Origin of the sequence: Bradyrhizobium sp. (assembly GCF_047605465.1) — a bacterium.
Lineage (GTDB): Bacteria > Pseudomonadota > Alphaproteobacteria > Rhizobiales > Xanthobacteraceae > Bradyrhizobium.
The window spans coordinates 40490-61326 of the sequence record NZ_JASGFS010000020.1; the positions used below are offsets into that span (position 1 = coordinate 40490).

Consider the following 20837-nt stretch of genomic DNA (forward strand, 5'->3'; position numbering starts at 1 on the left):
CTGCTGGACCGGGGCCTATCACTGCAGCCCCGAGTTTGGGTCCCGGCTTTGCGCAGCAGTGCGTCCGGGACACCAGCCCCGCTAAGCCGCCTTCTTGCTCCGCGCGAGCTGCGCCAGCTGGCGCATGATCTCCGTGGTGCCGGCGAGGCGCTCTTCGGGCGTCTCCCAGTCCTGCAGGAACACCACCTTCATGTCGGGCCGCACCTTGGCGGCCTGGCCGTGGCTCTTGATGAAGGAGACCAGGCGCTCGGGATGCGCGAACGAATTGTCGCGGAAGGTGATGACCGCGCCCTTCGGACCGGCGTCGATCTTCTCGACATTGGCCTGACGGCAGAACGCCTTGATCGCAGCGACCTTGAAGAGGTAGCGCACCTCGTCGGGCAGCACGCCAAAGCGGTCGCGCATCTCGGCGCCGAAATTCTCGATCTCCTCCTCGCTGTCGAGATCGGCGAGGCGCCGGTACAGCGACAGACGCACCGAGAGATCGCCAACATAGTCCTCCGGAATGAGCACGGGCATCCCGATGGTGATCGTCGGCGACCAGCGGTCGGCGGCGGGCTCGGAGACGCCGGCCTTGAGGTTGACGATCGCCTCCTCCAGCATCGACTGGTAGAGTTCGAATCCGACCTCCTTGATGTGGCCGGACTGCTCCTCGCCGAGCAGGTTGCCGGCGCCGCGGATGTCGAGGTCGTGCGAGGCGAGCTGGAAGCCCGCACCGAGCGTCTCCAGCGATTGCAGCACGGTGAGCCGGCGCTCCGCCTGCGCGGTGATCTTCTGCTGCGCCGGCAGCGTGAACAGCGCATAGGCGCGCAGCTTGGACCGGCCGACGCGGCCGCGCAGCTGGTAGAGCTGGGCAAGGCCGAACATGTCGGCGCGATGCACGATCAGCGTGTTGGCGTTGGGAATGTCGAGGCCGGATTCCACGATCGTGGTCGACAGCAGGATGTCGAACTTGCCGTCGTAGAACGCGGTCATGATGTCCTCGATCACGGCGGGCGGCATCTGCCCGTGTGCGACCGCGACCTTCATTTCCGGCACGTTCTTGTCGAGGAAATCCTTGACCTCGGCGAGGTCGTCGATGCGCGGCACCACGTAGAACGCCTGGCCGCCGCGATACCGCTCGCGCAACAGCGCCTCGCGGATCATCAGCGGGTCGTGCGGGGCAACGAAGGTGCGCACCGCGAGCCGATCGACCGGAGGCGACGCGATGATCGAGAGCTCGCGCACGCCGGTGAGCGCCAGCTGCAGCGTGCGCGGGATCGGCGTTGCCGACAGCGTCAGCACGTGCACCTCGGCGCGGAGCGCCTTCAGCCGCTCCTTGTGGCTGACACCGAAATGCTGTTCCTCGTCGACGATGAGCAGGCCGAGGTCGCGGAACTTGATCGCCTTGCCGAGCAGCGCGTGGGTGCCGACGACGATGTCGACGGAGCCGTCGGCCAGCCCCTTCTTGACCTGGTTGAGCTGCTTGGTCGGGATCAGGCGCGAGGCCTGTGCGACCTGGACCGGAAAGCCCTTGAAACGTTCGGTGAAGGTCTTGTGGTGCTGGCGGGCGAGCAACGTGGTCGGCACCACGACCGCGACCTGCTTGCCGTCGAGCGCCACGGCAAAAGCGGCGCGCAGCGCGACCTCAGTCTTGCCGAAGCCGACGTCGCCGCAGATCAGGCGGTCCATCGGGCGCCCCTTTTCGAGATCCTTCAGCGTGGACTCGATGGCGCCGAGCTGGTCTTCGGTCTCGTCATAGGGGAAGCGCGCGCAGAACTCGTCATAGAGACCGGGCTGCACCGGCAGCTTCGGCGCCTCGTGGAGCTGGCGTTCCGCCGCGATCTTGATCAGTTCACCCGCGATCTCCCGGATGCGGTTCTTCAGTTTCGCCTTGCGGGTCTGCCAGCCGCTTCCGCCCAGACGGTCCAGCTCGACCGTGGTCTGGTCGGAGCCGTAGCGCGACAGCAGCTCGATGTTCTCGACCGGCAGGAACAGCTTGGTCTCGGCGGCATAATACAATTCGAGACAGTCATGCGGCGCCCCGGCGACGTCGAGCGTCTGCAGGCCGATGAAGCGGCCGATACCGTGGTCGACGTGAACGACGATGTCGCCGGCGGCAAGGCTCGTGACTTCCGAGATGAAATTGTCGAGCTTGCGGCTGGCCTTGCGCGGCCGTACGAGCCGGTCGCCGAGAATGTCCTGCTCGCTGATGATCGCGATCTCGTCGGTCTCGAAACCGCTTTCGAGGCCCAGCACGGCGAGCATCGTCTCGTTGCGCGGCGTCGCCTGCACGGTGCGCCAGCTGTTGACGCTGGTGGTGTGGGCCAGCTTGTGATCGCGCAGCATCGAGGTCATGCGATCGCGCGAACCTTCGGTCCAGAGCGCGATCACGACCTTCTTGCGCTGCGCATGCAACGCCATCACGTGGCTGACCACCGACTCGAACACGTTGACGGTGGTGTCGTTGCGTTCGGGCGCGAAGTCGCGGCCCTTGCGTGCGCCCGCGTCGACGATGCTCGTGCCATCCGTCGGCACCGAGAACGGCGTCAGCCGCGCCAGCGGGACATCGCCGATGCGCTTCGTCCATTCCGCGTCGGTCAGGTAAAGCCGGTCCGGCGGCAGCGGCTTGTAGATGGCGCCACCGCCCGGATGCTCCATGGCGTCGCGGCGGGCCTCGTAATAGTCGAGGATCTGCTTGAAACGCTCGCGGACGGCGTCCTCGGCCTGCGGCTCGATCGCGATGGCCGCACCCTGCAGATAATCGAACAGCGTGTCCATCCGGTCCTGGAACAGCGGCAGCCAATGCTCCATGCCGGGGTGACGGCGGCCTTCGCTGACCGCCTCGTACAGCGCATCGTCGCGCTCGGGCGCGCCGAACTCGGCGACGTAACCCATGCGGAAGCGGCGGATGGTGTCGGTGACGAGCTGGAATTCCGAGATCGGCACCAGGTCGAGCGAACGCATGTCCAGCAGCGTGCGCTGGGTCTCCGCATCGAAGGAGCGGATCGATTCCAGGCTGTCGCCGAAGAAGTCGAAACGGACGGGCTGATCGAGGCCGGCCGGAAACAGGTCGAGGATACCGCCGCGCACGGCATATTCGCCGGGCTCGCGCACGGTCGAGGAGCGGTTGTAGCCGTTGTGCTCGAGCCAGGCGACGATCGTGTCCATCGGCACGACATTGCCGGGCGCAACCGAAAGCGCCTGCGCCGCGACGAGATCGCGCGACGGCACGCGCTGCACGACGGCGTTCACCGTCGTCAGCACGATCAGCGGCTTGTCGCTGCCGGTAAGCGAGGCCAGCCGCGCCAGCGTCGTGAGGCGCTGGGCCAGGATGCCGCCATGCGGCGAGACCCGATCATAGGGCTGGCAGTCCCAGGCGGGGAAGGTCAGCACCGGAAGGTCGGGCGCGAAGAACTGCAGCGCGCGTTCGAGCTGCTGCATGCGCGGCCCGTCGCGGCAGACCACCGCCAGGCTGACAGCCGGCTTCTTCGGCCGCGCCGCGATCGCACGGGCCAGATCGGAGACGACGAGGCCTTCGGCGCCTTCAGCCACATTGGCAAGGGTCAGCGCGCGGCCCGGTGCGAGCAGCTCGGCCGGCGATTTCGAGGCCTGCTTCATACGTCGCGGTCCGCGATCGGAAACGCCTTGATGCGGTTGAACAGCGCGCCGGTGACGTCGGCCGGCAGCATCTTGTCGCCGATGATGGCGGCGTAGAGATCGGGATCGTTGACCTCGAGAAGGCGCTCGAGCTCACCGAGCTCGGCATCGGACAGATTGCCGATCTCGGCGTCCGCGAAGCGGCCGAGGATCAGGTCCATTTCGCGCGTGCCGCGGTGCCAGCAGCGGAACAGAAGCCGCTTGCGGCGATCATCCAGACCCTCGCTCGATCGTGTCGTTCCCGTCATGTCTCAAATCCAGTCAAACGCCAAAAGCCCGGACGTGCCGGGCCGGGGTGATATAGCCACTCGCGCCCCCGGTGTCAGCCCTTTGTTATTGCAATTGTTTGAGACCGTCATGGACGGCCGAGCCGGCTTCGCAAAGCTTCGCCGGCCTGATATCGAAAGCCCGGCGAAGCCGTTTGCGGAGTCGGGACCCGGTACCCCATCGTCGTTGAAGAGATGGATGCACGGGTCAAGCCCGCGCATGACCAATGTTGCGAGAATGCGCCCCAGCCTGCTCAATCCGCTGTTTGCTCCCGTGACCAGCCTGCCCGGCGTGGGTCCGAAGCAGGACAAGCTGCTGCGCTACCTGCTCAGCCGCGATGAGACGCCGCGGCTGGTCGACCTCCTGCTGCACCTGCCGAGCCAGGTCATCGATCGCCGCGCCCGGCCGAAGATCCGCGATGCGGTTCAGGGAACCATGGTGACGCTGGAGGTCACCGTCGACCGCCACCGCCCGCCGCCGCCGCGCAACTCGCGCGCGCCGTATCTGGTCTATGCCAGCGACGAGACCGGCGATGTCGTACTCACCTTCTTCCGCGCCAAGCCCGGCTATGTCGAAAAGCTCCTGCCGGTGGGCGAGAAGCGCTTCGTCTCCGGCACGCTGCAGACGTATGACGGCACCCCACAGATCGTGCATCCCGACCGCGTGCTCGACGAGGAGGCGATCTCGAAGCTCTCCGGGATCGACCCCGTCTACCCGCTGACGGAGGGTCTCGCGCTCGGCTCGCTCCGCCGCGCGATCGCGCAGGCGCTGCAGAAGCTGCCCGCCCTGCCCGAATGGATCAGCCCGGAGGTGATGCGCCGCTGCAGCTTTCCCCCGATCGCGGAAGCCCTCAGCCGCGTGCATCAGCCGGTCGAGCTCACCGACATCCTGCCCGACCAGCGCTATTGGTCGCGCCTGGCTTTCGACGAACTGCTCGCCGGACAATTGGCGCTGGCGCTGATCCGCGCGCAATTGCGCCGCCCGGCCGGCGTGCGCAATGCAGGCGACGGTCATCTCCGCAACAAGATCATCGACGCCCTGCCCTATGCGCTCACGCCCTCGCAGCGCAGCGCCGCTGCCGCCATCGCCGACGACCTGAAGCAGCCCGTGCGGATGTTGCGCCTGCTCCAGGGCGACGTCGGGTCCGGCAAGACCGTGGTGGCGCTGCTGGCCGCCGCCGCCGTGGCCGAGGTCGGCAAGCAGGCCGCCCTGATGGCGCCGACCGAGATCCTGGCGCGCCAGCACATCAAGACCATCACCCCGCTTGCCGAGCGCGCGGGCCTTCGGGTCGCGATCCTCACAGGCCGGGAAAAGGGCAAGGAGCGGCGCGAGATCGTCACGCGCCTCGGTGCAGGCGAGATCGATCTCCTCGTCGGCACCCACGCCCTGATCCAGGACGACGTGATCTTCAACGACCTCGCGCTCGCGATCGTCGACGAACAGCACCGTTTCGGCGTACGCGAACGCCTTGCGCTGACCTCGAAGGGCGAGGCCGTCGACGTGCTGGTGCTGAGCGCGACGCCGATCCCGCGCACGCTGGTGCTGACCTATTTCGGCGACATGGACGTCAGCGAGTTGCGGGAGAAACCCGCCGGCCGACAGCCGATCGACACCCGCGCGGTGCCCATGAGCCGGATCGAAGAGGTGATGGAGGGCGTCGGCCGTGCGCTGCAGTCCGGCAAGCTGGTCTACTGGATCTGTCCGCTGGTCGAGGAATCCGAGGCCGAAGGCACCGAACACCTCACCAACGCGACCAAACGCTTCGAGAGCCTGCAGGAGCGTTTCGGCGAGCGCGTCGGCCTCGTCCACGGCCAGATGAAAGGCACCGAGAAGGACCGTGTGATGGGCCGGTTCGCTGCTCACGAGATCGGCCTGCTGGTGGCGACCACCGTGGTCGAGGTCGGCGTCGACGTGCCGGCCGCCACCATCATGGTGATCGAGAACGCCGAGCGTTTCGGTCTTGCCCAGTTGCACCAGTTGCGAGGCCGCATCGGCCGCGGCTCGGAGGCCTCGACCTGCCTGCTGCTCTACTCGGAGCCGCTCGGCGAGATGTCGAAGGCGCGGCTGAAGGTGATCCGCGAGACCACCGACGGCTTCCGCATCGCCGAGGAGGATCTGAAGCTGCGCGGCGAAGGCGATGTGCTCGGAATACGCCAGAGCGGCCTGCCCGGTTACCGCATCGCGCGCTCCGAAGTGCATGGGCAGCTGATCACGCAGGCCCGCGACGAAGCGCTGCGCATCATGAAGGACGACCCGAAGCTGAAGAGCGAGCGCGGCGAAGCGTTGCGGTGCCTGCTCTATCTCTACGAGCGCGACGAGGCGATCCCGCTGATCGGGGCCGGCTAGCCCGTCGCTCTTTGTCGGGCAATCTCGTAAGCCGCGACGTGCGCCCGGGCGAGATCGAGGGTCGGCGTCCGGATGCCCAGCGCACGGGCCCGATCGGCCATGTCCCCGAGGATATGTTCCGCTTCGGTGGTCGAACCGCGTTCGATGTCCCGCAGCATCGATGCCTTGAGCGGAGAGTTCGCGGTGGTGAAAAGCTTGCGATCGAATTCGATGAACGTCGCCCTCGGTTCGAAGCCGGAAGCGGTGGCCACCGCGCAATGTTCCGCAAACAGGAGGAAAATCGACGCCTCGCCGTTCGGCACGGTCAGGATGTCGCCGATGCTGGCGCGCATCAGGCAGGTGATGCCGGCAAGCGTGCTGAGCTGGACGAATTTCTCCCACATGTCCTGCATGATCACGTCGCTGGCGCGCACGTCGATGCCGGGCACGTTGAGCAGCTTCTCCAGCGCGAGCGCGCGCTCGCTCAGCGGTCCCCTGGTCTCGCCGAAGACGATGGTCTGGCTGGCCATGAACTGAACGACACGCCCCTCCCCGTCGAGCCCGGCGCTGACATTCGCCAACCCTCCGAGCACATGCCCGGCGCCGAACCGTGCGGTCAGGGCATCGATGTGTTTCAGCCCGTTCAGGATCGGCAAGATCATCGTGCCGGGGCCGACAGCGGGAGCGAATTGGCTCATCGCATCGTCGAGGGAGTAGGATTTCACGCCGACGAGAACGACGTCGAAGGGCTCGCTGAGATCGTTTGCCAGCAGGATCTTCGGCTGCACGGCGAAGTCGCCGTGCGGGCTCACGACCCTCAATCCGTCACGGCGCAGTTGCTCCGCCCGCGCGGGCCGCACGAGAAACGTCACGTCGGCGCCCGCGCGCACCAGGCAAGCTCCGTAATAGCCTCCGAGCGCGCCCGCGCCGATCACCAACACTCTCATTGCAACTCCCGCGTCATGTCCCGACATTCAGCCATCGCCGCATTGCAACGGCAAGCGGATTCGGCTTCGGGCATGACGGCGGGACAGTTCGATTCGAGTTGGCTGCGGAAGCGCGGCGCGACGAGGATGGGCGCTCTCATTCCATGTCGGGCGTCTTGGTCTGTTGCTGCGCGCTGTCACGGTCCATGACCGCGCGGCATCCCGGACTGAGATCGGACCTGTGCTGGATCATGCAGGCGGTGATGCGCGGAATGTTCGGAATCTCCGCGCCGCAGAGGCGGAACGCATCGGCGGTGCACATCTGCTGCGCGTCGGCACTGAAGGCGTGTGCGCCCGTGGGCAGAACGAAGGTGGAAGCTGCAAAAGCGACAATGAAACCGATCTGGCGAAATGAATGAGACATGATCAACCCCGTTGTTCACCATCCAAAGCTAGCCGGGGCGGGTTTCCAGGCATCTTCGAGGCCGGCCCAAACGGGTTTCTCAGGCCGCGCAAACGACTTCATGAGCGCCGGCAATATTTCGTCGCGCGTGGCGCCGCGAAGTCAGCTCACGCGTTCGCGATCCACGGCCGCCGCACCCTGGCGGCCTCTCACGCCGGCTGGACCGACCTCGTGATCGCGAAATGCCCGAAAACTAGGCTTTCTTCTTCGCGATGCCTTCCGCGAACGCCTTCAGCAGCGTCGCTTCGGCCGCTTCGCCCTTGGCGTCAACGGCCAGATGCTCGAACCAGCGCGCGAAGCCCTCGTAGATCTGGCTGGCCGGATGATCCGTGCCGAGGAAACCGGAGATCTCGCGCATCTCGGCGACCCAGCGGTAGGCCTTCGGGATCATATCGGGCAGCGCGACCTCGAGCCGCGCCAGCATCGCGGGCTGGCTCAATGCGAGTTCGTCGCGAAGAGCATCGGCCGCACCGGCCTTCGTCGCCGCGATCACCATCGCCGAGCCGATGCCGGCGAGGCCCTTGACGATGCCGGCGTAGGACATCTTGAGCGCCGAGGCCGCGCCGACGGGCCCCTCGACGATGCGGAGATCGAGGCCGAGATCCTTCAGCACGGCGATGTCCCTGGCATGCTCGCCGGACATGTAGAAGGCCGGGCCCTTGCCGCCCGGCTGCGGCGGGAAGCCGATGATGCCGGCATCGACGAACGGCGCCTGCGCCGAGCCCACGATCTCCTCGATCCGTTGCACGGTATCGACATTGACCGCGTTGCAGTCGACCACGACCGGCTTCTTCTCGCGCCTGACGATCAGCGCCGCCAAGCGCTGCGCGAGCGCCACGGCTTCGCCCGGCGGCACGATCGAGAGAATGATGTCGGCATCCGCGATCGCGTCGTCCTCGGCGCCGACCATGCCGGCATCGGCGGCGCGCTTCAGCGTGGCTTCGCTTCGTCCCTTCAGCGACGTGAGGACGCGGGCGCCGTTTTCGCTGAGACGGCGGCCCACCGCACTTCCCATGGCACCGGGCGCGAGGATCGCAATGGTCTTGGACATCGAGCACTCCCGATCAGCGTCCAGCGCAACGCGCCGGATTTCGGCCGGGATGATAGCAGAGGATCCGGACGCCTGCGTGAACGGCGGCCATCCCGCGCGGGAATGGCCCTACTCCACCTTCGCAGGCTCCGGCCGGAGCGTGGAGGCGTTCGCGATGCGGGCGGCATTCGCCATGCCGGCAAGCGCCGCCACCTTCTTCGGATCAGGCGCCGAGCCGGGCTGCACCACGCCAGCCGACATGATCAGCGTCGCGGCATCCTCGGCGGTCAGATCGACCTCGATGATCTTGTTCTTCGGCACGTAGAAGAAGAAGCCGGTGGTCGGATTCGGCGAGCACGGCAGGAACACGGAGACGTGTTCCTCCTGTCCCGGCAGGCTGCGCGCGATGTCCTCGCTCGGCGATTGCGAGATCAACACGATCGACCACATGCCGGGGGACGGAAACTCGACCAGTCCCACCTTCCGGAAGCTCGACCCCTTGCCCGAGAACAGCGTCTCGAAGACCTGCTTCAGGCCGCGATAGATGGCACGAACCGCCGGGATCCGCCCGAGGAACGTTTCGCCGACATCGACCAGCGTCCGGCCGATCAGGTTGGCGGCGAGGAAACCGACCAGCGTCAACGTGAAGAATGCGACAATCAGTCCCCAGCCCGGGACGCCGTAGGGCATGTAGGTCTCAGGCCGGTAGGCAAGCGGCACGAACGGCCGCACCACGCCGTCGACCCAGGTGACGAACCACCAGACCAGATACAGCGTAATCGCGATCGGCCCCGTCACGACGAGGCCAGTCAGGAAATAATTGCGGAAACGGCCCATCAGGCCGGTATGCGGTTCCGGCGCGGGATCAAGGGGCGCAGGCGCGTCGTCGCGGGTGGTCATTCGGGTTCCAGGTCGGTCGCAGCACTCTAGCTAGGGTCTTCTAGCAGGTTTTGGAAGACAACGAAGCGTGCGGCGGCCTGATCCCTTGTGCCTATTCCACGGTCACCGATTTCGCCAGATTGCGGGGCTGGTCGACGTCGGTGCCCATCACCACGGCGGTGTGGTAGGCGAGCAATTGCACGGGGACGGCATAGACCATCGGGGTGAAGGCCGCCGCCATGTCGGGCATGACGATGGTCACGAGCGAATCGACGGTCGCCTCGGCCGCGCCCTTGGCGTCGGTCATCAGGATGATGTTGCCGCCGCGGGCGGCGACCTCCTGCATGTTCGAAACGGTCTTCTCGAAAACCCGGTCATAGGGCGCGATCACGACCACGGGCATGGTCTCGTCGATCAGCGCGATCGGGCCATGCTTGAGCTCGCCGGCGGCGTAGCCCTCGGCGTGGATGTAGGAAATCTCCTTCAGCTTCAGCGCACCCTCGAGCGCGAGCGGAAAGCTGGTGCCGCGGCCGAGATAGAGCACGTCGCGCGACTTCGCGACCTCGCGCGCCAGGCGCTCGATCTGGAGTTCGATGGACAGCGCATCCGACATCAGACGTGGAATCTCGACGAGGCCGTGGACGAGCTTGGTCTCGTCGTCCTCGGACAATTCGCCGCGGGCCTTGCCGGCTGCGACCGCAAGGGCCGCGAGCACCATGAGCTGGCAGGTGAAGGCCTTGGTCGAGGCGACGCCGATCTCCGGCCCGGCGAGCGTCTGCAGCACGGTCTCGCTCTCGCGCGCGATCGTGGAGGTCGGCACGTTGACGACGGCAACCGTGTGCACGCCTTCGGCCTTGGCATAGCGGAGCGCGGCCAGCGTGTCGGCAGTCTCGCCCGACTGCGAAATGAAGATCGCAAGATCGCCCTTGCGCAGGGGCGCCTCGCGGTAGCGGAATTCGGAGGCGACATCGACCTCGACCGGGAGGCGCGCGAACCGCTCGAACCAGTATTTCGCGACGAATCCCGCATAGCTCGCGGTGCCGCAGGCGGTGATGTTGATGCGCTGAATGTTCTTGAAGTCGAACGGCAGCTTGACCGGCAACAGCACGCGCTCGGTCGCCATGTCGACATAGCGCGCCAGCGTGTGACCGACCACTTCCGGCTGCTCGTGGATTTCCTTCGCCATGAAGTGGCGGTAGTTGGCCTTGTCGACCAGCGAGGTCGAGGCGGCGTGCCTGATCTTGTCGCGCTGGACGGCGTGACCGTCCTTGTCGAAGATATCGGCGCTCTTGCGGGTGAGAACGACCCAGTCGCCGTCTTCGAGATAGCTGATGGTGTCGGTGAACGGACCGAGCGCGATGGCATCGGAGCCGAGGAACATCTCGCCGTCGCCATAGCCGATCGCGAGCGGCGGCCCGTTGCGCGCACCGATCATGAGATCGTCCTCGCCGGCGAAGATGAAGCCGAGCGCGAAGGCGCCCCGCAGCCGCGCCAACGTCAGCTTCACCGCCTCGACCGGCTTGCTGCCGCGCTTGAGCAGGTCGTCGACGAGATGCAGCACGATCTCGGTGTCGGTCTCGGTGTGGAACACCGTGCCCTTTTTCTCGAGCTCCTCGCGCAGCTCGCGGAAATTCTCGATGATGCCGTTGTGGACCACCGCGACGCGATCGGTCGCATGCGGGTGCGCATTGTTCACGGTCGGCTTGCCGTGGGTCGCCCATCGGGTGTGACCGATGCCGGTCGTGCCCTTGAGCGGTTCGGCGCGCAGGCGCGCTTCCAGATTCTTCAGCTTGCCCTCGGCGCGGCGGCGCTCCAGATGCTGACCTTCGAGCGTGGCGACGCCCGCGGAGTCGTAGCCGCGATACTCAAGACGCTTGAGCGAATCCACCAATTGCTCTGCAACCGGCTCGCGCCCGAGAATGCCGACAATCCCGCACATGCGGATCAATATCCCCCAAATCGTCGAAAAATCGCCTAAACGACGCGCTCGTTCTTAGCGAAGTTCCTAAGGAACCAGATACTCAATAATTATTGCTGATTGAGACAGCGCCAGATCGAGCGGATCGGACCAAGCCCGACTGCGTCGAATTGGCCGGCCTTAAACCGCACGCGTTAACGCACTGTCAATGAATTTGACCAACGATTCCCCGGCCAGGAGATAAGGCCATGAAAGGCTCGTCCGATCGCAAGGGTCTGTCGTCGATGTATGTGCGCGCCAGCGAAACGTCCGGCACGCACCTCGCCCATTGGCCGCCGCCACAGCGCGGCAAGGAAAGCAAGCCCGTCTTCATGAAGCATCCGCAAGGCGAACCGGTGAAGCGCGCCAAGCCGCGCGGCTGGCGCCTGACGCGCGCGATCTTCTCGGAATTTTCCGACGAGTGACGGCGCTCGCTTCTACGGCTTGTTCTCGGTCTTCTTCCCGCCGGTCTTCATCTCGCGATAGCGCGCAGCGCCACCTTCGCGGATCGTCTGCTGGCCGCGCTCCAACGCCATCGCATCATCGGGCACGTCGCGCGTGATCACGGAGCCCGAACCGATATAGGCGCCGTTGCCGATCTTCACCGGCGCCACCAGCGATGAGTTGGTGCCGACGAAGGCGCCCTGCCCGATTACCGTCTTGTGCTTCTTGAAGCCGTCGTAGTTGCAGGTGATCGTGCCGGCGCCGATGTTGGAATTGGCGCCGATGGTGGCATCGCCGATGTAGGAGAGATGGTTGACCTTGACGCCGGCCTCCAGCGTCGCGGCCTTGGTCTCCACGAAATTGCCGATGCGCGCGCCATCGCCGAGCGAGGTGCCGGGCCTCAACCGCGCATAGGGACCGATCGAGACGTTCTTGCCGAGCGAGGTCTCGACGATGTGCGAGAACGAGTGGATCACCGTGCCGTCGGCGATCGACACGCCGGGACCGATCACGACGAAAGGCTCGATGGTGACGTCCTTGCCGAACACAGTGTCTGCGGCGAGATAGACGGTCTCCGGCGCGATCAGCGTGACGCCGGCTTCCATCGCCGCCTTGCGCAGACGTGCCTGCATGACCGCCTCGGCCTCCGCGAGTTGCGCCTTGGTGTTGATGCCGCGCACTTCATCCTCGCTGGTCTCGATCACCACGGCCTCCCATCCCTGCTCGCGGACGATACCGACCGCGTCCGTGAGATAATACTCGCCCTTGGAATTCGCATTGCCGATCCTGTCCAGGATCGCGAGCGCGCGGCGGCCGTCGATCGCCATCACACCGGCATTGCACAGCGTGATCCTGCGCTCCTCGTCGCTGGCATCGGCCTGCTCGCGGATCGCGACCAGGCGGTCGCCCTCGACGATGAAGCGGCCATAGCCGGTGGGGTCTGCGGCACGGAAGCCGAGCGCGGCGACTGCGGCACCCTTGGCCAGCGGCGCGCGCAGCCGCGCGAAGGTCTCGGACGAGATCAGCGGCGTATCGCCGAAGGCGATCAGCAGATCGTCCACGCCCCGTGCGATGGCTTCGCGTGCCGCGAGCACCGCATGCGCGGTGCCGAGCCGTTCCGACTGCACGAAGGTGAGCGCATCGGGACGGACTCGTCTCGCCTCGGCAGCGACGGCCTGGTGATCCGGCCCGACCACGACGGCGAGCGCGTTGCCGGTCCCTTTCGGGGCCGCAGCGAGCACGTGGGCGAGCAGCGTCTGGCTTGCGACGGGATGCAGCACTTTCGGCAGGCTCGATCGCATGCGCGTGCCTTCGCCGGCAGCGAGCACGATCGTAAGGCTTGAGCGGGCGGTCATCGAAATCCTGTCAGGTGCGGTCGAATCGGCTGGCGGAAGCCGGCCATCATGAGCTTGCGCCTTGCTACCCCCGCAAACGCCCGGAATTCAAGTGCGCGGCGCATTTCCTGTTAATGTTCCGTGATTGATTCGGGGAAGCTCGACAGGGCTGGGCGCTTAACGTTCATGGCAAAGGATTCCGACCCACTGGCCGGTGCCTTCGACAGCAAGGAGACCGGCGGGCTGTTTTCCGGACTCCTGGCCGAGGAGAGCGCTTTCGACCGCCGCATGTTGTGGCGGCTGGGCTCGTGGGGCGTCGCCGCCGTCGCCGCGGTCATCATCGCCGTGATGTCCAATCAGGCCCAACTCGGCTGGCGCCGCGACCAGATCGCGGCCGGCGACCTCGCGCGCCAGGCCGACCGCCTTCAGATACTGACGAGGGAAAGCCAGAACGAAACCCGCCGCCTCGCCTCCGCGATCGAAACTCTCAACACCGACCGCGACCGGCTCTATTCGCGCGTCACCGTGCTCGAGCAAGGGCTCGATTCCGTCACCGGCGCCATCGCGAGACAGGCGGCCCCGCCGTCGCAGGCTCCCGCTGCGAAGCCGCAGGACATGCCGTCGGCCTCCACGCCTGCGGCCCCGAGCGTTGCGCCGGTCGCCTCGACGCCGGCGCCGGCCAGCGACAAGCCACGCGCGGAAGCTGTAAAGGACTCCCCGAAGGAAGCTGCGAAGGATCAGGCAGGTCCACCGCCGCAGACCGCAGCCGCGGCCTCGCTCGTGCAGCAGTCAGCTGCGACGACGTCGGCGCTGCCGACCCTGCCGCTGGTGCCGCCCAAGTCGTTCATGGCGCCGCCCGATCCAGCCGCCTCAAAGCTGATCCAGCCCGAGACTGCAGAGAAGAAAGCCGAACCGCAGGCGGCCCCGACCGAAGTCGCCGCGGCAGCGACCAAGCCCGCGGACGCCACCGAAAGCGAATCCCCGGCCATCGCCGTTCAGCAGACGCGTTTTGCGATTGACCTCGGCGGAGCCAACTCGGTCGACGGCCTGCGCGCGCTCTGGCGCAGCGTCACCAAGTCAAATCCCGAGATCGCAGCACTGCGGCCGATCATCATGATCAAGGAAGGCAACAGCGGTCCCGGCATGCAGCTTCGGCTCGGCGCCGGTCCGCTGATCAACGCCGCAGCGGCCGCGAAGCTCTGCGCTGGGTTGGGCGAGAACGAACGCCACTGCGAGACGACGGTGTTCGACGGCCAGCGGCTGTCGATGCGGGGCTCGGACAAGGACAAGGGATCGGACAAGAGCTCCGAAAAGAACCAGGACGCCGCGCCTCAGGCTGAAACCGCGCCTGCGCCCGCAGCCAAGCCCGAGAGACCGCACCGTCGCAGCTATTCGTCGAAGCGGTCGTCGAAGCGCGAGGAGCCGCCACCGCCGCCGCCGCAGCCTGCTCCAGCGGCCAAGCCGGAGGCCGCCGCATCTACAGGCTCGACCCTGTCATCGTTCTTCAGGCGTTGACCGCCGTCGAATTCGCCGGAAAAGCTGCGCCTGCCCTGTTGCCCGCCCGCGCCTTCCCGACCATATTGGCCGCATGAAGAAAAAGCCCTTTCGCCTGACCCCGTATCAGGTGCAGTTCCTGCTCGTCGTCGGCTTCGTCGCCGTCGGCTGGGCGCTCTATGTGCGCTATCTCGCGATCGAGTTCTCGCAGGTCGCACTCGCCTGCGATGCCGGCCTTCAGACCACGATCTGCAAGGCGCGCTCGGTCTCGACCTCGCTGTTCAAGAATTCGGTGTTCGGCATCGTCGCACTCGTCATCGCGACGCTGAACCTGATGCGGCCCTCGATCGTGCTGCTCACGCTCGGCGTGATCGCCGCCGGCCTCGGCATCGTGCTCTACAACATCGTCCTGTCGGGGCTGGCGATCGGGCTGCTCATTCTTGGCTTTGCTCGGCCCGCGCCCGCCACAGCGTGAGCGCGAACAACAGGTAGATCGCGCAGGTCCACAGCGACTGCCAGTTCTCGCGGCCCTCGTTGAAGAGCGTGTAGGCCGCCGAGAACGTGAGCAGCGCCGCGAACACCGCTTCGGCGATCGGGCGCACACCAACCTGCGGCCGGTTCAGCATCAGCAGCGCGAACGGCACCACCGCCATGGTCAGCGAGGCATAGGGGAAATCGCGGTAGCGCGGATCGAACACGAAGCCGAGCGCAGTCTCGGCCGCGATCACCGCCGTCACCGCCAGCGTCAGGCCCAGCACGGCGGTGAGTTTCGACCATTTCCGCCCCTCACGCGGACCGAGCAGGTCGAGGAAGGTCGGCAGGCTCCGGCCGATGACCAGCGCCTGCGCGCAGAAGATCGGCGACAGAATGCCGGCGGCGAGCAGCAGGCCCCATTGCAGCCAGCCGCCCCAGCCGTAACTCTCGTAGAACATCTTGTCGGCGCCGATTCCGAGCAGGATGCCTGCGCTGGTCGCGGAGATGCCGACGCCGAGCCAGGCCGAAAGGCGCGGTGTCCAGGGCCTGCGCCGCAACGTGATGAGGGCGACCGCGAACACCAGCACGCTGAGGCCCATGCCGGCGCCCATGTACCATTTCCAGTACGGGAAATTGCTGATCGGCTCGCCCGGCGGATATTTCAGCTGCCGCCGCACGGAATCGATCAGACCCCAATAGCCGCCGACGGTGCCTTCGAGCCGCCGCTTCCACGGCTGGTCATAGGCCTCGATCAGATTGACGTGGAACTTCTGCGCTTTCGCAAGCGCCAGGATTTCCGAGACCACCCGCGCCTGGTTGGTGCGCGAAGGCAGCGCGCCATCGCGCATGCGTCCCTCGCTCGGCCAACCGGTCTCGCCGATCAGGATCTCCTTGCCGGGGAAGGCAACCGCCATCCGCTCGCGGATCGATTCGACATGCGCGGCGGCGAATTTCGCGCGCACCGGCATGTCCTCCCAATAAGGCAGGATGTGAATCGTGACGAAGTCGACGGCGTCATAGACCTCGCGATTCTTCAGCCAATATTCCCAGACATCGGCATAGGTCACGGGCACGCTGACCTGCGCCTTCACCGAGCGGATGATCGCGGTGAGGTCCGACGTCGTCATCTCGCCGCGCAGCAGCACCTCGTTGCCGACGACGAGAGACGAGATCGTGCCGGGGAAATCCTTGGTGAGCCGGATCGCGGTCGCCGCCTGCGCAAAGTTCTTGGCGCGGTTGCTGCCGAGCCAGATGCCCTGGATCACCTTCAGTCCGCCGATCCTGGCGGCCACCGCGGGCACCTGGTCGAGCCCGTTCTCGACCGAATAGGTACGGACGCAGTCGGTGATCTCCTTGAGCTGGCGCAGATCCTGCTCGAGCTGCTCGGCGTCGATATGGGTCCATTCGTTGAGCGGCGTCTGGTCGCCGCGGAACGGCGCATAGGAGACGCATTGCAGCTTGTCGCTGGGATCGATGGGCGCGCGTGCGAGCGTGATCGGCGTGGCCAGCCACCACCACACGGCGGCGATCGCAGCCAGGGACATGAACAGGAGCGCCAGTGGCGTACGAAGAGAAATCGGTTCCGTCCTCCGCGAAGGGCTCGTCGATTACCTGCTCGCACGCCGTCTGCCAAGGGGGGCCCGGCCGGCTCGGTCCACCGTTCCACCGGCGAATTGGCCTGCGGCCGTTCGACCAACGCCTAGGATCGTGACTTTGCTGGACAAAATTCGAAATACAGGTCATGGGATTCCGCGGGACTTTTCCGCCGCATTGGAGACCCATTTGGACGCCATCACGAGCGCGTCCGCGCGGTCCTCTCACGCGGGCGGTCAGCGGAAGAAATTGGGGAATTCATGCGGCAACGGGTGCGTCAGTTACGAAATGCGGTCCTGCGGCAGTTCGCCGCCACCTTGGCCGTCTCCTCCCTGGTCGTCCTGGTCGGTATCGGTGGCGCTTCCGCCCAGAGCGGGACGCCCGCCCCCGAGCAAGGCAAAGCCGCAACCCAGCCCGCCGACGCCGCCAAGGACGCGACTGCCCAGAACCAGCGCCGCACCGACGAATTCGCCGAGGCCGCACAGGCCATCAACGGCCCGGCCGGCAACCCCGAATGCGTCTGGCTCGGCCGGCGCGTGGTGCGGCTGATGTGGCGGGACGACCTCGACACCGCATTCCGTCACCTCGACCTCTACGACCGCTTCGGCTGTCCCGGCGGCCATATCCAGGCCGCGTTCCGCTGCCTGACGCGCTTCGGCGCCCAGATCGATCCCAAGGTCGCCGAGACCCTGGACAGCCGCGTCCACGCCTGCTGGATCAACCCGGCCGCACAGCCGCAGCAGGCGGCAGCCCCGGCACCGCAGCCGGCGGCGGCGACGACCGGAGCATCACAGCCGCAGCCGGCCGCCAGCCCGGCGCCTGCGGCGAGCCCCTCGCCGGCCCCCCCGAAATAGCCGCGATCGTTTCAGCCTCCGTTCAGAAACGATCGGCGATAGAAGCGATCGGCACTGCCACGCTTTCCGAAAAGGCCATGCCCTCATAAGGACATGAGGCCATGACAGTTGAGAAACCGCGCGGCCGAGGTATGCTCCCTTTGCCGCGGACTCGGTCGGATCTCGGGGTCGGATCCGCTTCCCTGCCACCTCAGCCCCTTTTGGTTTAGTCGCGATGCGCGTTGTCGTCGCCGTTCTGTTGCTCGTGTCCGCGCTCCACGCCGGCATCTGGGGAGTCTTGCGCGACAAGGAACCCGCGCCCGACTTCAAAGGCCTGCTGCCCAGCGTCTCCTACGCCCCGTTCGACGGCTCGGGTCACCCCGACGTCGACAACATCCCGACGGTCGAGAAGATTCGCGCCGACCTGAAGACGCTGTCGACGATGACGCGTGCGATCCGTCTCTATTCGTCGACGGGCGGCGTGGAACTGGTGCCGCCGATCGCCGCCGAGTTCGGCCTCAAGGTCACGGTGGGCGCCTGGATCGACAAGGACAAGGACCGCAACGAACGCGAGATCAAGTCCGCCATCGAGCTTGCCCGCAAGAACAGCAACGTCATCGGCGTCGTCGTCGGCAACGAGGTGATCTACCGCGGCGAGCAGAAGGTCGAAGACCTCATCGACATGATCAAGAAGGTCCGGGGCGCGGTTCGCGTGCCCGTGACGACCGGCGAGATCTGGAACATCTGGCGCGACAATCCCGACCTCGCGTCCAACGTCGATTTCATCGCCGCCCACGTGCTGCCCTACTGGGAGAACTTCCGCTCGGACCAGGCCGTCGACCAGGCGGTCGACCGCTACAATCTCCTGCGTAACCTGTTCCCCGGCAAGCGGATCGTGATCGCCGAATTCGGCTGGCCGAGCGCGGGCTACAATTTGCGCAATGCCGATCCGGGTCCGTTCCAGCAGGCGCTGACCCTGCGCAATTTCGTCAGCCGCGCCGAAGCCCTCGGCATGGAATACAACATCGTCGAGGCGATCGATCAGCCCTGGAAGTTCTTCGAAGGCGGCGTCGGTCCGTACTGGGGCATCCTCAACGCCAGCCGCGAGCCGAAATTCGCCTGGACCGGCCCGGTCGAGAACCCCGATTATTGGAAGCTGATGACGATCGCACTGCTGGTCGGCGTGCTGCTGTCGCTGCCGATCCTGCGGCTCGAACAGCCGACCGCGCGGCAGGCGTTCCTGCTGTCGGCGACCGCGAACGGCGTCGGCGCCTGGGCCGCCACAGTGTTCGCTTTCTGGAACGGGCACTATTTCCTGTTCGGCTCCGCCTTCGCGCTGACGCTCGGCATGATCCTGCTCGTTCCCCTCGTCCTCATCGCGATGGCGCGCATCGACGAGATCGCGGCCGTGGCATTCGGCCGGCCGCCGCAGCGGCTGCTTACCAAGGGCAAGCCGATCGCTGACGTGCCGGAGAACTACTGCCCGAAGGTCTCGATCCATATCCCGGCCTATTTCGAGCCGGTCGAGATGCTCAAGCAGACGCTCGATGCGCTGTCGCGGCTCAACTATCCGAACTACGAATGCGTCGTCATCATCAACAACACGCCGGACCCGGCCTTCTGGCAGCCGATCCAGGATCATTGCCGCGCGCTCGGTGAACGCTTCAAGTTCATCAACGCCGAGAAGGTGCAGGGCTTCAAGGCGGGCGCGCTGCGCATCGCCATGGACCGCACGGCGGCCGATGCGGAGATCATCGGCATCCTCGATGCCGACTATGTCGTCGATCCCGACTGGCTCAGGGATCTCGTGCCGGCCTTCGCCGACGCGCGTGTCGGTCTCGTGCAGGCACCGCAGGAGCATCGCGACGGCGACCTGTCGATCATGCACTACATCATGAACGGCGAGTATGCCGGGTTCTTCGACATCGGCATGGTCCAGCGCAACGAAGCCAACGCCATCATCGTGCACGGCACGATGTGCCTGATCCGCCGGGCGGCGATGGACATGGCCGGCGGCTGGTCGTCGGACACGATCTGCGAGGATTCCGATCTCGGCCTTGCGATCCAGGAACTCGGCTGGACCACGCACTACACCAACCATCGCTACGGCCAGGGCCTGCTCCCCGACACCTACGAGGCGTTCAAGAAGCAGCGCCATCGCTGGGCCTATGGCGGCCTCCAGATCGTGAAGAAGCACTGGCGCCACTTCCTGCCCGGAAGGAGCCGGCTGACGCCCGACCAGAAGCGCGAATACGGTCTGGGCTGGCTGAACTGGCTCGGCGCCGAAAGCCTCGGCGTGGTCGTGGCCCTGCTCAACCTCGTCTGGGTGCCGATCGTCGCCTTTGCCGACATCGCGATCCCCGACAAGATCCTCACGCTGCCGATCATCGGCGCCTTCATCGTTTCGCTGGCGCACTTCCTGTCGATGTACCGCCTCCGTGTCGCGGTGAAGCCCGGCCAGATGCTGGGCGCCATGATCGCCGCAATGAGCGTGCAATGGACGGTGTCGCGCGCGGTCGCGCAGGGACTGATCACCGAGCACATCGCGTTCGCGCGCACCTCCAAGGGCGGCCTGTCGCGGATGTCGATCGAATTCCAGGCATTCTGGGAAGCGGTGATCGGCACCCTGCTCCTGGTCGGCGCGGGCGTTCTGATCGCCTCCAACAGCTTCCGCCAGATCACGGAGATCTACATCTTCGCCGGCGTGCTGGTGCTGCAGAGCCTGCCGTTCCTCGCCGCGGTCGCCATCGCGATCCTCGAGCTCAGCCGCATCAACTCGTTCCAGTTCTGGCGCGACAGCGCGATCCGCACCGCCGAGCTGATCGGCCTGCGTCCGGTCGCGCTGCCGACGCCGGTCGGTTCCACGCAAGCCGTGCCCAGCGAGGTACGGCGGGAGGCGAACTGACGAAGCGGATTCGGGCGCAGCAGACCCCGTGATTAAAAGGCACGGGGTCTTTGAGCGTGGATGGCGGACCGCCATTCAGGATCAAAACCGGCGCCTAAGCGGTGGAAACAGCAGGGCAATCCCCGCTTGTGCCGTGTGTTCAGGCAGTCACCCGCGCTATTGACCTCGGCGCCCCGTCCCCCTACACAGCGCGGGCCGAAAGCATGATCCGGAAACAGCCTCACCGGCTTTCCCCGCAACGCCCAGTCGGACGTCGCGGCAAGACATGCTTCTC

Annotated in this window: 15 protein-coding genes; 6 read left to right on the forward strand and 9 right to left on the reverse strand. The window is 66.2% G+C overall.

Annotated elements, in window-relative coordinates; all coding sequences use genetic code 11:
* Nucleotides 1-81 precede the first annotated feature (81 nt).
* Nucleotides 82-3600 carry a transcription-repair coupling factor gene (gene mfd, locus QM712_RS17460; RefSeq protein ID WP_415024363.1) on the reverse strand — a complete coding sequence of 1173 codons (3519 nt, stop codon included), beginning with the start codon at nucleotides 3598-3600 and terminating at the stop codon, nucleotides 82-84.
* Complete coding sequence (locus QM712_RS17465) at nucleotides 3597-3887, reverse strand: succinate dehydrogenase assembly factor 2 (RefSeq protein ID WP_415024364.1); 291 nt, start codon at nucleotides 3885-3887, stop codon at nucleotides 3597-3599. Before QM712_RS17465 ends, mfd begins: the two co-directional genes overlap by 4 nt.
* Nucleotides 3888-4143: 256 nt before the next feature.
* On the opposite strand from QM712_RS17465, the gene recG reads away from it, so the two are divergent.
* Nucleotides 4144-6252 carry an ATP-dependent DNA helicase RecG gene (recG, locus tag QM712_RS17470; RefSeq protein WP_415024365.1) on the forward strand — a complete coding sequence of 703 codons (2109 nt, stop codon included), beginning with the start codon at nucleotides 4144-4146 and terminating at the stop codon, nucleotides 6250-6252.
* Here the strand turns inward: recG and panE are convergent.
* The 5 genes from panE to glmS form a co-directional block, all read right to left on the reverse strand.
* Nucleotides 6249-7178, reverse strand: coding sequence for a 2-dehydropantoate 2-reductase (gene panE / locus QM712_RS17475; RefSeq protein ID WP_415024366.1), 930 nt, complete (start codon nucleotides 7176-7178; stop codon nucleotides 6249-6251). The genes recG and panE overlap by 4 nt on opposite strands.
* A gap of 136 nt (nucleotides 7179-7314) precedes the next feature.
* A complete protein-coding gene (locus QM712_RS17480; RefSeq protein WP_415024367.1) occupies nucleotides 7315-7581 on the reverse strand; it encodes a hypothetical protein in 267 nt (88 codons plus the stop codon).
* 232 nt (nucleotides 7582-7813) lie between these two features.
* Entirely contained in the window at nucleotides 7814-8671 is an 858-nt protein-coding gene (locus QM712_RS17485) for a DUF1932 domain-containing protein (RefSeq protein WP_415024368.1), read from the reverse strand.
* A 108-nt stretch (nucleotides 8672-8779) separates the two neighbouring features.
* A complete protein-coding gene (locus QM712_RS17490; protein WP_415024369.1) occupies nucleotides 8780-9550 on the reverse strand; it encodes a DUF502 domain-containing protein in 771 nt (256 codons plus the stop codon).
* Between the two features lie 91 nt (nucleotides 9551-9641).
* Nucleotides 9642-11468 carry a glutamine--fructose-6-phosphate transaminase (isomerizing) gene (gene glmS / locus QM712_RS17495; RefSeq protein WP_415024370.1) on the reverse strand — a complete coding sequence of 609 codons (1827 nt, stop codon included), beginning with the start codon at nucleotides 11466-11468 and terminating at the stop codon, nucleotides 9642-9644.
* A 227-nt stretch (nucleotides 11469-11695) separates the two neighbouring features.
* Here glmS and QM712_RS17500 point away from each other — a divergent pair, with 227 nt between their 5' ends.
* Nucleotides 11696-11911: a hypothetical protein gene (locus QM712_RS17500; RefSeq protein ID WP_415024371.1), complete on the forward strand. Its 216-nt coding sequence runs from the start codon at nucleotides 11696-11698 to the stop codon at nucleotides 11909-11911.
* 12 nt (nucleotides 11912-11923) lie between these two features.
* On the opposite strand, the gene glmU is transcribed toward QM712_RS17500, so the two are convergent.
* Entirely contained in the window at nucleotides 11924-13285 is a 1362-nt protein-coding gene (gene glmU, locus QM712_RS17505) for a bifunctional UDP-N-acetylglucosamine diphosphorylase/glucosamine-1-phosphate N-acetyltransferase GlmU (RefSeq protein WP_415024372.1), read from the reverse strand.
* A 165-nt stretch (nucleotides 13286-13450) separates the two neighbouring features.
* On the opposite strand from glmU, the gene QM712_RS17510 reads away from it, so the two are divergent.
* Together QM712_RS17510 and QM712_RS17515 are read left to right on the forward strand one after the other, a co-directional pair.
* Nucleotides 13451-14779 carry a hypothetical protein gene (locus QM712_RS17510; RefSeq protein WP_415024373.1) on the forward strand — a complete coding sequence of 443 codons (1329 nt, stop codon included), beginning with the start codon at nucleotides 13451-13453 and terminating at the stop codon, nucleotides 14777-14779.
* 73 nt (nucleotides 14780-14852) lie between these two features.
* On the forward strand, nucleotides 14853-15233 hold the full coding sequence (locus QM712_RS17515) for a hypothetical protein (RefSeq protein WP_415024374.1): 381 nt from the start codon (nucleotides 14853-14855) through the stop codon (nucleotides 15231-15233).
* Here QM712_RS17515 and QM712_RS17520 read toward each other — a convergent pair.
* A complete protein-coding gene (locus QM712_RS17520) occupies nucleotides 15193-16776 on the reverse strand; it encodes a beta-(1-6) glucans synthase (RefSeq protein ID WP_415024375.1) in 1584 nt (527 codons plus the stop codon). The genes QM712_RS17515 and QM712_RS17520 overlap by 41 nt on opposite strands.
* A 309-nt stretch (nucleotides 16777-17085) precedes the next feature.
* Here QM712_RS17520 and QM712_RS17525 point away from each other — a divergent pair, with 309 nt between their 5' ends.
* Nucleotides 17086-17679, forward strand: a complete 594-nt coding sequence (locus QM712_RS17525; RefSeq protein WP_415024376.1) for a beta-1-3, beta-1-6-glucan biosynthesis protein — start codon at nucleotides 17086-17088, stop codon at nucleotides 17677-17679.
* A gap of 214 nt (nucleotides 17680-17893) precedes the next feature.
* Nucleotides 17894-20563, forward strand: a complete 2670-nt coding sequence (locus tag QM712_RS17530) for a glycosyltransferase (protein ID WP_415024377.1) — start codon at nucleotides 17894-17896, stop codon at nucleotides 20561-20563.
* Nucleotides 20564-20837 lie beyond the last annotated feature (274 nt).

Bases quoted from the DNA above. Each gene is read 5' to 3' on its own strand.
- mfd (WP_415024363.1), bottom strand. From the start codon at position 3,600: ATGAAGCAGGCCTCGAAATCGCCGGCCGAGCTGCTCGCACCGGGCCGC.
- QM712_RS17465 (WP_415024364.1), bottom strand. From the start codon at position 3,887: ATGACGGGAACGACACGATCGAGCGAGGGTCTGGATGATCGCCGCAAG.
- recG (WP_415024365.1), top strand. From the start codon at position 4,144: ATGCGCCCCAGCCTGCTCAATCCGCTGTTTGCTCCCGTGACCAGCCTG.
- panE (WP_415024366.1), bottom strand. From the start codon at position 7,178: ATGAGAGTGTTGGTGATCGGCGCGGGCGCGCTCGGAGGCTATTACGGA.
- QM712_RS17480 (WP_415024367.1), bottom strand. From the start codon at position 7,581: ATGTCTCATTCATTTCGCCAGATCGGTTTCATTGTCGCTTTTGCAGCT.
- QM712_RS17485 (WP_415024368.1), bottom strand. From the start codon at position 8,671: ATGTCCAAGACCATTGCGATCCTCGCGCCCGGTGCCATGGGAAGTGCG.
- QM712_RS17490 (WP_415024369.1), bottom strand. From the start codon at position 9,550: ATGACCACCCGCGACGACGCGCCTGCGCCCCTTGATCCCGCGCCGGAA.
- glmS (WP_415024370.1), bottom strand. From the start codon at position 11,468: ATGTGCGGGATTGTCGGCATTCTCGGGCGCGAGCCGGTTGCAGAGCAA.
- QM712_RS17500 (WP_415024371.1), top strand. From the start codon at position 11,696: ATGAAAGGCTCGTCCGATCGCAAGGGTCTGTCGTCGATGTATGTGCGC.
- glmU (WP_415024372.1), bottom strand. From the start codon at position 13,285: ATGACCGCCCGCTCAAGCCTTACGATCGTGCTCGCTGCCGGCGAAGGC.
- QM712_RS17510 (WP_415024373.1), top strand. From the start codon at position 13,451: ATGGCAAAGGATTCCGACCCACTGGCCGGTGCCTTCGACAGCAAGGAG.
- QM712_RS17515 (WP_415024374.1), top strand. From the start codon at position 14,853: ATGAAGAAAAAGCCCTTTCGCCTGACCCCGTATCAGGTGCAGTTCCTG.
- QM712_RS17520 (WP_415024375.1), bottom strand. From the start codon at position 16,776: ATGTCCCTGGCTGCGATCGCCGCCGTGTGGTGGTGGCTGGCCACGCCG.
- QM712_RS17525 (WP_415024376.1), top strand. From the start codon at position 17,086: ATGCGGCAACGGGTGCGTCAGTTACGAAATGCGGTCCTGCGGCAGTTC.
- QM712_RS17530 (WP_415024377.1), top strand. From the start codon at position 17,894: ATGCGCGTTGTCGTCGCCGTTCTGTTGCTCGTGTCCGCGCTCCACGCC.